9 protein-coding genes and 1 pseudogene are annotated in these 13,591 nt (G+C 66.1%); 7 read left to right on the plus strand and 3 right to left on the minus strand.

What is annotated here, in order from left to right; translation table 11 throughout:
* Together ACUN9Y_RS20530 and ACUN9Y_RS20535 are read right to left on the minus strand one after the other, a co-directional pair.
* Positions 1–216, minus strand: a pseudogene (locus ACUN9Y_RS20530) (TRAP transporter small permease subunit); the annotation flags it as partial.
* A gap of 89 nt (positions 217–305) precedes the next feature.
* The gene (locus ACUN9Y_RS20535; RefSeq protein WP_445462600.1) at positions 306–1,325 is read right to left on the minus strand and encodes a TRAP transporter substrate-binding protein; all 1,020 of its coding nucleotides are present in this window, start codon (positions 1,323–1,325) and stop codon (positions 306–308) included.
* Between the two features lie 255 nt (positions 1,326–1,580).
* On the opposite strand from ACUN9Y_RS20535, the gene ACUN9Y_RS20540 reads away from it, so the two are divergent.
* The 3 genes from ACUN9Y_RS20540 to ACUN9Y_RS20550 all read left to right on the plus strand — a co-directional run bounded on the left by ACUN9Y_RS20540 (position 1,581) and on the right by ACUN9Y_RS20550 (position 6,636).
* The gene (locus ACUN9Y_RS20540) at positions 1,581–3,380 is read left to right on the plus strand and encodes an IlvD/Edd family dehydratase (RefSeq protein ID WP_445462601.1); all 1,800 of its coding nucleotides are present in this window, start codon (positions 1,581–1,583) and stop codon (positions 3,378–3,380) included.
* 279 nt (positions 3,381–3,659) lie between these two features.
* Positions 3,660–5,462: an IlvD/Edd family dehydratase gene (locus ACUN9Y_RS20545; RefSeq protein ID WP_445462602.1), complete on the plus strand. Its 1,803-nt coding sequence runs from the start codon at positions 3,660–3,662 to the stop codon at positions 5,460–5,462.
* Between the two features lie 247 nt (positions 5,463–5,709).
* A complete protein-coding gene (locus tag ACUN9Y_RS20550; protein WP_445462603.1) occupies positions 5,710–6,636 on the plus strand; it encodes a Gfo/Idh/MocA family protein in 927 nt (308 codons plus the stop codon).
* 175 nt (positions 6,637–6,811) lie between these two features.
* On the opposite strand, the gene ACUN9Y_RS20555 is transcribed toward ACUN9Y_RS20550, so the two are convergent.
* A complete protein-coding gene (locus tag ACUN9Y_RS20555) occupies positions 6,812–7,777 on the minus strand; it encodes a LysR family transcriptional regulator (RefSeq protein ID WP_445462604.1) in 966 nt (321 codons plus the stop codon).
* Between the two features lie 252 nt (positions 7,778–8,029).
* Here ACUN9Y_RS20555 and ACUN9Y_RS20560 point away from each other — a divergent pair, with 252 nt between their 5' ends.
* The 4 genes from ACUN9Y_RS20560 (at position 8,030) to araH (ending at position 13,490) form a co-directional block, all read left to right on the plus strand.
* The gene (locus tag ACUN9Y_RS20560; protein ID WP_445462605.1) at positions 8,030–9,358 is read left to right on the plus strand and encodes an aldose epimerase family protein; all 1,329 of its coding nucleotides are present in this window, start codon (positions 8,030–8,032) and stop codon (positions 9,356–9,358) included.
* Between the two features lie 481 nt (positions 9,359–9,839).
* On the plus strand, positions 9,840–10,832 hold the full coding sequence (locus ACUN9Y_RS20565; protein ID WP_445462606.1) for an arabinose ABC transporter substrate-binding protein: 993 nt from the start codon (positions 9,840–9,842) through the stop codon (positions 10,830–10,832).
* Between the two features lie 10 nt (positions 10,833–10,842).
* Positions 10,843–12,387 (plus strand): L-arabinose ABC transporter ATP-binding protein AraG, encoded by a 1,545-nt coding sequence (gene araG, locus ACUN9Y_RS20570; RefSeq protein ID WP_445462643.1) that lies wholly within the window; start codon positions 10,843–10,845, stop codon positions 12,385–12,387.
* 89 nt (positions 12,388–12,476) lie between these two features.
* Positions 12,477–13,490 (plus strand): L-arabinose ABC transporter permease AraH, encoded by a 1,014-nt coding sequence (gene araH / locus ACUN9Y_RS20575; protein WP_445462607.1) that lies wholly within the window; start codon positions 12,477–12,479, stop codon positions 13,488–13,490.
* Positions 13,491–13,591 lie beyond the last annotated feature (101 nt).

Consider the following 13,591-nt stretch of genomic DNA (forward strand, 5'->3'; position numbering starts at 1 on the left):
GGAGGTCGGCGAGTCGAAGCCGTAGCGCATGATGACCTCGAACACGCTGATCGCCATGGCGATGAACACCAGCCAGGCCGCGCCGCGTGCCGCGGCGACGACGATCCGGTCGAAGCCGCTGCGAATCGGATCCGGGGCCTTGCTTGGCGGCGCTTGGGGGGGCGTGTTGACGGGATCAGGGGGTGCCCCGGGCGGAGCAGAGGGTGTCGAGGTCATGGTGGCTCCACGCCGCCTGCTGGCGGCGTCGATTCAGGGAACGGACGAAAACCGGCCCCGATACCCGGGGCCGGGGCTTGGCATTCGATTTACAGCTGTCCGCGGGCGCGCAGGAAGGCGGTGGCGGAGTCGTAGATCTTCTGGGTCATCTCGTTCAGGCCGGCCCACTCCTGCCATTCCTGCTCGGCGGCCTGGCGGAACTTCTTGCGCTCTTCCTGGGGCAGGTCGAACGGGTGAACCTCCGGATCCTCCTGCAGGCGGGCCAGGGTCTCGATGTCCTGGGCCTTGAGCCGCGCGATCAGGTCGTAGGCCATGGCGTCGAAGGACGTTTCCAGGGTGGTCTTGAGGTCGTCGGGCAGTCCGTCCCAGATGTCCTTGTTGATCGATACCGCGATCATCGGCATGGAATGAAAGCCCGGGTAGAGCGGGTAGGGGGCGAAGCTGTGCAGGCCCTGGGCGTCGTTGTTCGACAGCACGGTCGAGTCGGCGGCGTCGATCACGCCTTTCTCAAGCCCGGTGTAGACCTCGGAACCGGGCAGGTTGACCGGCGTCGCGCCGATGCGCTCGAAGATGTTGTACACCATGCCCTGGGGGGCGCGGATCTTGAGGCCCTGGAAGTCGTCGAGGGATTCGATCGCGACCGTCGACGGGATCGATTCGAGCGGGAAGGTGGCGGCACCGATCAGGTGAGCGCCGTAGGGCTCGACCAGCTCGTTGTAGAGGTCTTCGCCGCCGGCGTTCTTCATGAATTCGAGGAAGTCGTAGGGGTTGTTCCAGGCGCCGACCAGGTTGCCCAGCATGCCGAAGGCCGGGTCCTGGCCCGAGAAGTAGCTCGGGTCGGTCATGTGGCCCTGGAGGATGCCGGCGCTGACCGCCTGCAGGGTCTCGGTCGGCCCGACCACGGCGTTGATCGGCAGCACCTCGATGGCGACGCGGCCGTCGGTCATGGTCTCGATGCGCTTGGCCCACTCCTGCTTGACCTTGAAGCTCGGCTCGCCGGCGGTCTCGGAGGCCTGGAAGGTCCATTCGTAGTCGGCGGCCTGGACACTGCCGGCCGCCATCAGCGTGGCCGTTGTGCCAAGCAGGAGCGCGGGGATGAGTCGTGACATGGTGTGTCTCCCGTCATGGAGGTTGTTTGTTGTAGTGGGATGTGTGCTGTTGGTGTGGCGCTAATGTTGCCCATGATGCCTATATGTTCAACATATACTTTCGTATGTGTGTACTTTCTCCGGCCGTCGTCGTAATGTCGGCGACATCGCCGATGGCGCTCGCTATCGCTCCTCGATCGTTCAGGACAGTTCAGGACGTCTCGCGCAACGGTCCAGGACGTATTCTCAGGACTCTTCTTTTTAGGACCCAGGGCCATGTCTTACGACGACCGCAACGATGCATCCAACGAGCCGCATGCCAGTGGCCAGAAGGCCGCTGGCGCGACGAAATTGCGTAGTGCCGAGTGGTTCGGCAGTGCCGACAAGAACGGCTTCATGTACCGCAGCTGGATGAAGAACCAGGGCATCCCGGATCATGAGTTCGAGGGCAAGCCGATCATCGGCATCTGCAACACCTTCTCCGAGCTGACGCCTTGCAACGCGCACTTTCGCAAGCTCGCCGAACACGTAAAGAAGGGCATCCTGGAGGCCGGCGGCTATCCGGTGGAGTTCCCGGTGTTCTCCAACGGCGAGTCGAACCTGCGCCCCACGGCGATGTTCACCCGCAACCTCGCCAGCATGGACGTCGAGGAGGCCATTCGCGGCAATCCGATGGACGCGGTGGTGTTGCTGGTGGGCTGCGACAAGACCACCCCGGCCTTGCTGATGGGCGCGGCGAGTTGCGATCTGCCGACCCTGGTGGTCACCGGTGGGCCGATGCTCAATGGCAAGCACGAAGGCCGCGACATTGGCTCCGGCACCGTGGTCTGGAAGCTCTCCGAACAGGTCAAGGCCGGCGAGATCTCGATCCACGAGTTCATGTCCGCCGAGGCCGGCATGTCGCGCTCGGCGGGCACCTGCAACACCATGGGCACGGCGTCGACCATGGCCTGCATGGCGGAGTCGTTGGGCGTCTCGCTGCCGCATAACGCGGCGATTCCGGCGGTCGATTCGCGTCGCTATGTGCTCGCTCACCTGTCGGGCAACCGCATCGTCGACATGGTCCACGAGAATCTGACGCTGTCTAAGGTGCTGACCAAAAAGGCCTTCGAGAACGCCATTCGTACCAACGCCGCCATCGGTGGCTCGACCAACGCGGTCATTCACCTGAAGGCCATCGCCGGGCGCATGGGGGTCGAGCTCAAACTCGATGACTGGAACCGCGTCGGTCGTGGCACGCCGACCATCGTCGACCTGCAGCCTTCGGGGCGCTTTCTGATGGAGGAGTTCTACTACGCCGGAGGGTTGCCCGCGGTGCTCCGGCGCCTCGGCGAAGCCGACCGGCTGCCCCACAAGGACGCCCTGACCATCAACGGCAAGACCCTGTGGGAGAACGTCCAGGACGCGCCGCTGTATAACGACCAGGTGATCCGTGCCCTCGACGATCCGCTGGTCGAAGACGGCGGCATGTGTGTGCTGCGCGGCAACCTGGCGCCCAAGGGGGCGGTACTGAAACCGTCGGCGGCGAGCCCTGAGCTTATGCGTCATCGCGGTCGCGCGGTGGTCTTCGAGGACTTCGATGATTACAAGGCGCGGATCAACGATCCGGCGCTCGAGGTCGACGAGACCAGCGTGCTGGTGATGAAGCACTGCGGCCCGCGCGGCTATCACGGCATGGCCGAGGTCGGCAACATGGGCCTGCCGGCGAAGCTGCTGGCCAAGGGCGTGACCGATATGGTGCGCATCTCGGATGCGCGCATGAGTGGCACCGCCTATGGCACGGTGGTACTGCACGTGGCCCCGGAGGCCGCGGCGGGGGGGCCGCTGGCGGCGGTAAGAAACGGCGACTGGATCGAGCTCGATGCCTACGCCGGCAAGCTCAACCTCGAGATCGACGAGCCTGAGCTGGCGTCGCGCCTCGCCGAGAGCGACCCGCGGGCGGCGTCGAACCGCATCGCCAGCCAAGGGGGCTATCGCCAGCTCTATATCGAGCACGTGCTGCAGGCCGATGAAGGCTGCGATTTCGACTTCCTGGTCGGCTGCCGTGGCGCCGATGTGCCGCGCCACTCTCACTAGGGCCGGCACCGTGTTTTGGGGCGGGCACGCCGTCGCGGGCCTGGTACTCTCGGTCGGTCGAGGGCGCCGCTCGCCCCGGGCACTGGCGACGCGACGCCCGTCATCGAGGACCGTCCTGGCCTTGTCGTGCATCTCGCCTGGGCTCGCGACCGATCTGGCCAGTCAGGGGCTACGCTAGCCGGGTAGGCATGCCTAGCCGATACCCTGACGGGCCGACAAGCCCGCCCACCTGATTGCTCCGGTCGCGAGCCCGCTCGCGACCTCTTGTTGGAGACCGATATGACCGATCGCCCTCGTCTGACCCTCGACCAGTTGCGTTCACGCTGGTGGTTCGACAATCCCGAGCATCCTGGCACCACGGCGCTGTGTATCGAGCGCTACATGAACTACGGCGTGACCCTTGAAGAGCTGACCTCGGGCAAGCCGATCATCGGTATCGCTCAGTCGGGCTCGGACCTTACGCCCTGCAACCGCCACCACATCGAGCTGGTCAAGCGGGTCAAGGACGGCATCCGTGCCGCCGGCGGCGTGGCGTTCGAATTTCCGCTTCACCCGATCCACGAAAATGTGCGCCGGCCCACCGCGGCGCTGGACCGCAACCTTGCCTACCTCGGGCTGGTCGAGGTGCTTCACGGCTATCCGTTGGACGGCGTCGTGCTGACCACCGGCTGCGACAAGACCACACCGGCCTGTCTGATGGCGGCGGCCACGGTGAATATCCCCGCCATCGTGCTGTCTGGCGGTCCGATGCTCAATGGCTGGCGGGGCAACGAGCGAGTCGGCTCCGGCACCGTGATCTGGGAGCTGAGAAAGCGTCTGGCGACCGGCGATATCGATTACGCCGAGTTCCTGTCCCGGGCCACGGATTCCGCGCCCTCGGTCGGCCACTGCAATACCATGGGCACCGCCTCGACCATGAACTCCATGGCCGAGGCCCTGGGCATGAGCCTGCCGGGGTCGGCGATGATACCGGGGCCCTACAAGGAGCGCTCCATGGTCGCCTACCAGACCGGCGAGCGCGCCGTGCAGATGGTCTGGGAGGATCTTCGGCCGCTGGATATCCTGACCCGCGAGGCGTTCGAGAATGCGGTGGTGGTGTGCTCGGCGCTGGGCGGCTCGTCCAATGCCCCGGTGCACATCAATGCCATCGCCCGACATGCCGGCATTGCGCTGGATAACGACGATTGGCAGCGCCTCGGGCACGGGGTCCCCCTGTTGGCCAACGTGATGCCGGCGGGGGCCTATCTTGGCGAGGAGTTCCACCGTGCCGGCGGGGTGCCGGCGGTGGCGGTGGAGCTGCTCGGCCAGGGACTGCTCCACGGCGATGTCATCACGATCAATGGCCAGACACTGGCGGCGAACCTGGCGGGCCGCGGGACCCTGGACGACGAGGTCATCCGGCGCTTCGACAATCCGCTCATCGGCCATGCCGGATTTCTTAACCTCAAGGGCAACCTGTTCGAGTCGGCGCTGATGAAGACCAGCGTGATCTCGCCTGACTTTCGTCGGCGCTTTCTCGAGAACCCAGACGATCTGAATGCCTTCGAGGGGAGAGTGGTCGTGTTCGATGGCTCCGAGGACTATCACGCGCGCATCGACGACCCGGCGCTCGAGATCGATGCGACCACCATTTTAGTCATGCGCGGCGCGGGGCCGGTGGGGCATCCCGGCGGCGCCGAAGTGGTCAACATGCAGCCCCCCGAGGCGTTGATTCGCCGCGGTATCGACTCGTTACCGTGTCTCGGCGATGGCCGCCAATCCGGCACCTCCGGCTCGCCCTCGATCCTCAACGCCTCCCCGGAGGCCGCCACCGGGGGGCCCCTGGCGCTGCTCGAAACCGGGGATCGGCTACGGGTCGATCTGGGTCGTGGCGAGGTGATGCTGATGGTCGATGAGGCCACGCTCGATGCCCGTCGCCGGCGCCTGGACGCGACCGGCGGCTACCCGTATCCGGCCCACCAGACGCCGTGGCAAGAGATTCAGCGCAGCCTGATTGAGCCGCTGGATCGCGGCATGACGCTGCGTGGTGCCGATCGCTACCGCGACGTGGCACGCGTCAGTCCGCCCCGGGACAACCACTGACAGGCGCCTGGCAGTGGCTGGTCACGGGATGCCGCCCGGTGGGCGGTGTCCCAGGATCTGAGTCTGGAGCTGAATCTGGAGCTGGGCTGGCGAAAGGCCTTCAGGCCACGGCGCTGCCCGACAGGTCAAGCCGCACGAGGCCGTCGCCGTGGTCCACCTAACTGCATCGAGGCCCCGCACCTGCTGGCGACCCGCGCGGGGCGCCGGTAGACTGCGGGGCGATTCTTAGGGCTGGCAGGAGAGTGGCATGAGCGTATATCGCATAGGGCTCGTCGGGGCCGGCAAGATCGTGCGTGATCAGCACCTGGGGGCCATCGCGGCGACGCCCGGGCTCGAGCTTGTCGCGGTGGCCGACCCGACGGCCTCGGTGGCCGGTGTGGCGAGTTACCCGGACCTGGCCGCGATGCTGCAAGGGCAGCCGGGGCTCGATGCCGTCGCCATCTGTACGCCGACCCACCTGCGTCACGAACTGGCGCGACAGGCACTCGAGTCCGGCAAGGCGGTGCTGTTGGAGAAGCCGCCGGGGGCGACGCTGGCCGAGATCGAAGACATGAAGGCGCTCGCCACCGAGCGTGACGCGGTGCTGTTCGCCGCCTGGCACTCGCGCTTCGCTCCGGGGATCGCGACGGCGTTCGACTGGCTCCAGGGCAAGACGGTCACGGCTGTCGCCATCGACTGGCACGAAGACGTGCGCGTGTGGCATCCCGGCCAGGACTGGATATGGGAGGCCGGCGGCATGGGCGTCTTCGATCCCGGCATCAATGCGCTGTCGATCGCGACGCATCTGCTGCCGGCGCCGTTCTTTCTCAAGCGCGCCGCTCTCGAGGTCCCGCTCAACTGCCAGACGCCGATCGCCGCGAAGCTCGCTTTTCGTACCGCGGCGGGTGTCGCCGTGGACGCGGACTTCGACTTTCGCCACGAAGACCCACCGCGCTGGGACCTGCGTATCGATACCGATGGCGGCACCCTCAAGCTTGAAGGGGGCGGCGCGCGTCTGGTGATCGATGGTGCGGTCGTGATCGATGAACCGGAGCGGGAGTACCAGGGCGTCTACGCGCATTTCTGCGACCTGCTGACGCGCGGCGACAGCGACGTCGACGTGGCTCCGCTGCGCCATCTGGCCGATGCGATGCTGCTGGGACACCGCCGTGTGGTCGAGGCGTTCGTCGAATAGCCGACGGCTGGCCAGTGCGGCAGGAGCGGCGTCGAGGCGTCGCCGCTGCCCTGGGTGCTTGGCGCCTGCCGTCTCGGCCTTCGGTTCTCGGTCCGCATCCCTTGGTTCCTGGGTTCTCAGCCCTCGGAGCGATCGGGCCGGGCCTGGGCGTCGTGCCGGGGGCGGTCAGTCATCGTCAGGCGTCGCGTTGCTGTTGGATAATCTGGCGCAGTTGGGTGGTCAAGGCCGCGGCCCCCGGCGACAAGCGCTTCTCGCGCAGGGTGACCAGGCCATAGGGTTGAACGCTGAGCGGCTCCCGGGTCGGCAGCAGGCAATAGCGCTTGGGGTCACACAGCAGTTCCGCCACCTTGCGGGTGGTCACCGTCAAGGTGTCCGTCGCCGCCGCCTGGGCCAGCGACATCAGGATGTCGGAGGTCTCGACGATCTGCGTCGGCGGCACCAGGCCGTGGTAGGTCACCAGGTAATTGAAGCGCTGACGCATCAGCGCGCCGCCGGGCTGCAGCGACCACGGGTACTCGAGCATGGCGGCGAGGTCAGGCGACGCCTCCTGGGCCAGCGGATGATCGCGCCGACAGACCACACAGATCGCCTCCTCGCCGATCTCCTCGAACACGAAGTCGCCCGCATCGAAGCCCGCCGGAATACGACACAGCGCCAGATCCAGTCGGCCGTCCAGAAGGTCGACGATCAGCGCCTGGCTGACGTCCACATCGACGCTGACCTTGAGCCCTGGAAGCCGCCGGCGGGTGGCTTCCAGGGCTTGAGTCAGTAGCGTTACCGCCGGATCCATGACGGTACCTACCGTCACGGTGCCGGCGTTGCCGTGGCGCAGCGCGTTGAGCTCGGTGCCGGTGCGCTGCAGTGACGACAGCATGTCGCGGGCATGGCGGACCATGACCTCGCCATACCAGTTCGGATCCAGGCCACGGGAGTGGCGCTCGAAAAGCCGCACCCCCAGGCGCTGCTCGAGCTCGCCCAGTAGCTTGGAGGCGGCCGGCTGGCTGATGCCGAGGGTGGTGGCGGCACGGTGCAGATTGCGCTGGTCGTCGAGGGCAACGAACAGCTCGAAATGGCGGCACTTTAGTCGGACGTCGAGAAACCAGTCCGGGCCCAGGTCGTCGTGGGGGCCGAGTCGAGGCATTAGGTGATAACCAGATGAGTATGGGTTTGTTCGTCGTGCAGTATTAGCGGTTAAGGTGGCGGCTGTCTAGGGTCAGGGCAGGAGCCCAGGCCGCGCGGGTGCCGAGGTGGCGCCGGATGGGACGATGCGTCGCTCGGCGCTGGCTCCTGCGCTTGCCGTGTCGGTCGCGGCCGACCGGCCTCAGCGCTCGCGTCTAGCCGCTTGTGGCGCTCACCCTCACGCCGCATTCGGCGTTGGAATCAAGGAGACTCCATGGCTTATCCTCGCGTCATTCGGTCGTCACGCCGCTGCGCCGACACCTTTCGATCGCCCCGCCACCGGGCGTCCGGCGCCGCGGCCAGTCGTGCCTTCGGCGTGGTCGACGTGGCCGGCTTACGTCGCTTATCCCACTTACCCCACTGGCTCAGTGCCGTAGCCGTGGCACTGATGGCGGTCGGCTCGGCGGCTCAGGCAGCCACCGCGCCCGATGAAAAGGATACCTTCATGGCCGGCGGACAGATCTCCACCTCGAGCTTCGGGGAGCTACCCGATGGTCGGGAAGTGACGCTCTATCACCTCGACAACGCCAACGGCATGCAGATGTCCGTGATTCCCTACGGCGGCATCATCGTTTCGCTGAAGGTCCTGGACGCCGATGGCCAGATCGACGACGTAGTGCTGGGCTTTCCCTCCTTGCAGGGGTACCTCTCCGATGCCTACCGCGAGGCCAACCCCTATTTCGGCGCCCTGATCGGCCGCTATGGCAACCGCATCGCCGGCGGTAGCTTCCGCATCGACGGTGAGCGCTTCGAGTTGCCGACGAACGACGGCGACAACACGCTCCATGGCGGCAATGAGGGGTTCGATCGCCGCCTGTGGCAGGTCGCCCCGTTCGTTGATGAAAGCGGCGTTGGTCTAGTGCTGACGCTTCAAAGTCCGGACGCCGATCAGGGCTTCCCCGGCACCCTGAGCACCGAGGTGCGCTACACCCTGACCGCCGACAACGCCCTCGATATCCGTTACCGTGCCACGACCTCCGCCACCACGCCGGTCAACCTGACCCAGCACAGCTACTTCAATCTGGAGGGCGAGGGGCAGGGCGATATTCTCGACCACCGGCTGATGCTCAACGCCGACGCCTTCACGCCGGTCGACCAAGGGTTGATCCCCACCGGTGACGTTCGCAAGCTCGCGCAGACGCCGTTTGACTTCCGCACGGCCACCGCCATCGGGGAACGCATCGAGGCCGACCACCCGCAGCTCGAGCGCGGGCGCGGCTACGACCACAACTTCGTCATCGACCGCGGCGGGTCGAGCGACGACGAGCTGGTGTTGGCCGCGCGGGTCGAGGCACCAAAGAGTGGACGCGTGCTGGAGGTTTTCACCACCGAGCCCGGTATCCAGTTTTATTCCGGCAACTTCCTCGATGGCAGCCTGATCGGAAAATCCGGCCAGGCCTACGAGCAGCGTGGGGGCCTGGCGCTGGAAACCCAGCACTTTCCGGACTCCCCGAACCAGGCGAACTTCCCCTCGACGCTGCTTGAGCCAGGCGACACCTACGCGAGCCACACCCGCTATCGGTTCACCACCCGCGACCGGTAATCTCCCCGTCTCGGCCTGCCACGTTGGCAGCACCCCAGGCCCACCCCAGGGCGAAGACCCCGGACCCTCGTCCGGGGTCTTCGCGTTAAGGGGCGGTCGCGATGGCGTCACGGACGGGGAAAACGCTACCCGAGGCCCGGTGTGCCGGATGACATTGGCACTGGACGACGCACTTTAGTCGCAACCCGGTGTGCGCCGTGGCCGCGTGCGCCGAGACCTCGAGCCGCAACAGGGGTTAGTGATATCTAAATGGTGATGGCATTTGGCGAATAACGCTATTAGTCGGTTATGACTTGCCGGCTTAGGCTTGGGCTTGGGCTTGGGCTTGGGCTTGGGCTTGGGCTTGGGCTTGGGCTTGGGCTTGGGCTTCGGCTTAGGTTAGGCATAGAGCCTGGGCATCCCGGGGCTCGGCGCTGTCATCGCCGAGCCCCGGGATGTTGGAAGCGCGCTAACAACAAAGACTGCCAATCAGGAGCATGTGATGAAACCGATTTCCCTGCTAGCCACCGTTACCCTCGGCGCCGGCCTGACCCTCGGGGTCAGTGTGGGCGCCGTTGCCCAGGACGAGGTGACGCTCGGCTTCATCGTCAAGAAGCCCGAGCAGGCCTGGTTCATCAATGAGCAGGATGCCGCCACGGCGCTCGGCGAGGAGAAGGGCTTCGAGGTGGTACGCCTGGCCGGCGAAGACGGTCAGCAGGTCCTCAGCGCCATCGATAATCTCAACTCCCAGGGCGCGGATGGCTTCGTCATCTGCCCACCCGACGTGCGCCTCGGTCCGGCGATCATGAATCGGGCCAACCAGTACGGCATGAAGGTGGTTACCGTCGATGATCGCTTCGTCGGCGCCGACGGAGCGCCCATCGCAGGAGTGCCACACCTGGGCATGTCCGGGATCAAGATCGGCCAGCAGGTCGGCAACGCCATCGCCGACGAGATGGAGGCCAGGGGCTGGAACCCGGCAGACGTGGCGGCGCTACGCATCACCAACTACGAACTGCCGACGGCCAAGGAGCGCACCGACGGCGCCACCCAGGCGTTGACCGAGCGTGGCTTGCCGCAGGCCAACATCTTCGATGCGCCCCAGCAGAACACCGATACGGCCAGCGCCTTCTCCGCCGCCTCGCCGGTGATTTCCAAGAACGGCGACTTCGAGCATTGGGTGATCTATGCGCTCAATGAAGAGAGTGTGCTCGGCGGGGTGCGTGCCACCGAGCAGTATGGGCTGGCCGCCGCCGACGTGATCGGGGTCGGCATCAACGGCTCCGGCGCCGCCTTCGCCGAGTTCTCCCGGGAAACGCCGACCGGTTTCCACGGCACCGTGGCGGTCAGTTCGACATCCCATGGGCGTGAATCCGCCGACAACCTCTACCGCTGGGTCGCGGAAGGCGTCGAGCCGCCGGCCAACGTGGAAACTTCGGGCACCCTGATGACCCGCGACAACTGGGAGGCGGTACGCGATGAGCTCGGTCTCTGATACCGGCCCGATGCCCTTCCCTGAGCGGGCGGACACGCCTGGCCAGGAGTCTGGCACGCGCTCTGGCAAGCCGTATCTCGACGTCGATGGCGTCACCATGGAGTTTCCCGGGGTGCGTGCCCTCGACGGCGTGAGCTTTTCGGCCCGGGCCGGCGAGGTCCACGCCCTGATGGGCGAGAACGGCGCCGGCAAGTCGACGCTGTTGAAGGTGTTGAGCGGGGTCAACCAGCCGACCGCCGGGGCGCTGTGGCTCGGCGGCGAGCGCCAGGTATTCAGCAATGCCCGTCAGGCCCTGGCCCAGGGCATCGCCATCATCTACCAGGAGCTGACCCTGTCGCCGAATCTGTCGGTGGCGGAGAACCTGTTGCTCGGGCAGTTGCCCGAGCGTCACGGCATGCTCGATCGGCGTCGGCTGCACGAGCGTGCCCGGGCGATCCTCGATGATCTCGGCGAGGGCGCGGTGCACCCGTCGACCAAGGTCAGGGATCTGTCGATCGGCCAGCAGCAGATGATCGAGATCGGCCGTGCCTTGCTGCGTGATGCGCGAATCATCGCCTTCGATGAACCGACCAGCAGCCTGTCGGTGCAGGAAACACGGCAGTTGAAACGCATCGTCCAGCGCCTGCGCGACGAGGGTCGAGTGGTGTTGTACGTCACTCATCGCATGGAGGAGGTGTTCGAAATGTGTGATGCCGTCACGGTGTTCCGCGACGGGCGGCATATCCGCACCCACGAGACCATGGACGGTCTCGATCACGACATCCTGGTCAGCGAAATGGTCGGCCGCGACATCGAAGACGTCTATGGCTATCGCAGCCGTGAGCCTGGCGAGGTGCTGCTGGGGCTCGATGGCCTGGAAGGCCACGGGCTGCATGCACCGGTGAGCTTCGAGGTCCGGCGTGGTGAGGTCTTTGGCCTGTTCGGGCTGGTCGGTGCCGGGCGTAGCGAGTTGATGCGGCTGGTCTGCGGCGTCGCGTCGCCGAGTGCGGGCAGGGTGGTGTTCCAGGGCCAGGATCGACGCTTCGCTACCCCGGCCGATGCCATCCAGGCGGGCATCGCCATGTGCCCCGAAGACCGCAAGTCCCAGGGCATCTTTCCCATCGCCAGCGTCTCGGACAACCTCAATATCAGTTGCCGCCGCTTCTTCAAGCGCTTTGGCTGGATGCGCCATGCCCGGCGCGAAATCGCCAATACCGACGACTTCATCTCGCGCCTGAGCATCAAGACGCCGGACGCCCGGACTCGCATCGGTACCCTGTCCGGGGGAAACCAGCAGAAGGTGATCCTGGCGCGCTGGCTGTCGGAGCGTATCGAGCTGTTCGTGATGGACGAGCCGACCCGGGGCATCGATGTGGGCGCTCGTCGTGACATCTATTCGCTGCTCTACGACCTGGCCGATGAGGGCAAGGGCGTGGTGGTGATCTCCAGCGACCTGGCCGAAATCAGCGCGATCTGTGATCGCATCGGCGTGATGCGCGATGGCGAACTGGTCGACATCGTCGAGCGCCGTGACGCGACGCCGGAGCGGCTGCTGGGCCTGGCGCTACCGGCCTGATCGCGGCCTAGGCGCTCGATCGGCATCACCATCACTATTAACAACAACACGACGCACTCACCGCGCGTGCTTCCTGACAGGGACCTACCATGACGACACAACGAATCGCCGATGGCGAGGCGACCACGACACCTCGCCCCAAGGGCCGGCAAGGGCTGGCCAAACCGCTGCGCACGCTGCTCGATACCTCCGGGCTGATCGCGATCTTCATCCTGTTGTTCATCGGTCTGTCGGTATTGATCCCCGACTTTCTGACCAGTCGCAATATGGTCGGGCTGCTGTTGTCGGTCACCGTGATTGGCACCATCGCCACGACCATGATGCTGGTGCTGGCGCTGGGCGAGGTGGACCTGTCGGTGGCCTCGATCGTGGCCTTCACCGGAGTCGTGGCGGCGGTGATCACCACCACCTCGGGCAGCGTCTTCATCGGCGTGTTGGGCGGCATCGCCGCCGGCGGCGTGGTGGGGGCCTTCAACGGCTATGTGGTGGCTCGCTTCGGCATCAACTCGTTGATCGCCACCCTGGCGGCGATGGAGTTCGTCCGCGGTCTGGCCTACATCACCTCGGGCGGCGACGCGGTGATGATCACCGTGCCGGCCTTCTTCGATCTAGGCAGCGCCTCCTTTCTCGGTCTGACCCTGCCGGTGTGGGCGATGATCGCCTGCTTCGTGATCTTCGGCGTACTGCTCAACCTGACCGCCTTCGGCCGCAATGTGCTGGCCACGGGCGGTAATCCCGAGGCTGCGGCCCTGGCCGGGGTCAACGTGCGGCGCCTCAAGATCATCGTGTTTGGCCTGCAGGGCGTGGTCGCCGGCATCGCCGGCGTGCTGCTGACCTCACGCATGGGGCTCGGCGATCCGAACACGGCGCTGGGGCTGGAACTCGCGGTGATCTCGGCCTGTGTGCTCGGCGGCGTGGCGTTGTCCGGTGGCATCGCCTCCATCACCGGCGTGTTGGTGGGGGTGCTGATCATGGGCTGCGTGCAGAACGCCATGGGCCTGCTCAATGTGCCGACGTTCTACCAGTATCTGGTGCGTGGCGCGATTCTGCTGTTGGCGGTGATGTTCGATCGCTGGAAGCAGACCCGGCGGGCGCGCGCCTAGCGTCGGAACGCACGTGCTGGAGGGCGGTGAGGGCGACGATGTCGACTGCCTGGTCGCCTGACGCGGCGCCGATGTGCCGCGTCATTGCCACGGGACCCTCG

It is taken from the genome of Halomonas sp. V046, assembly GCF_052645355.1.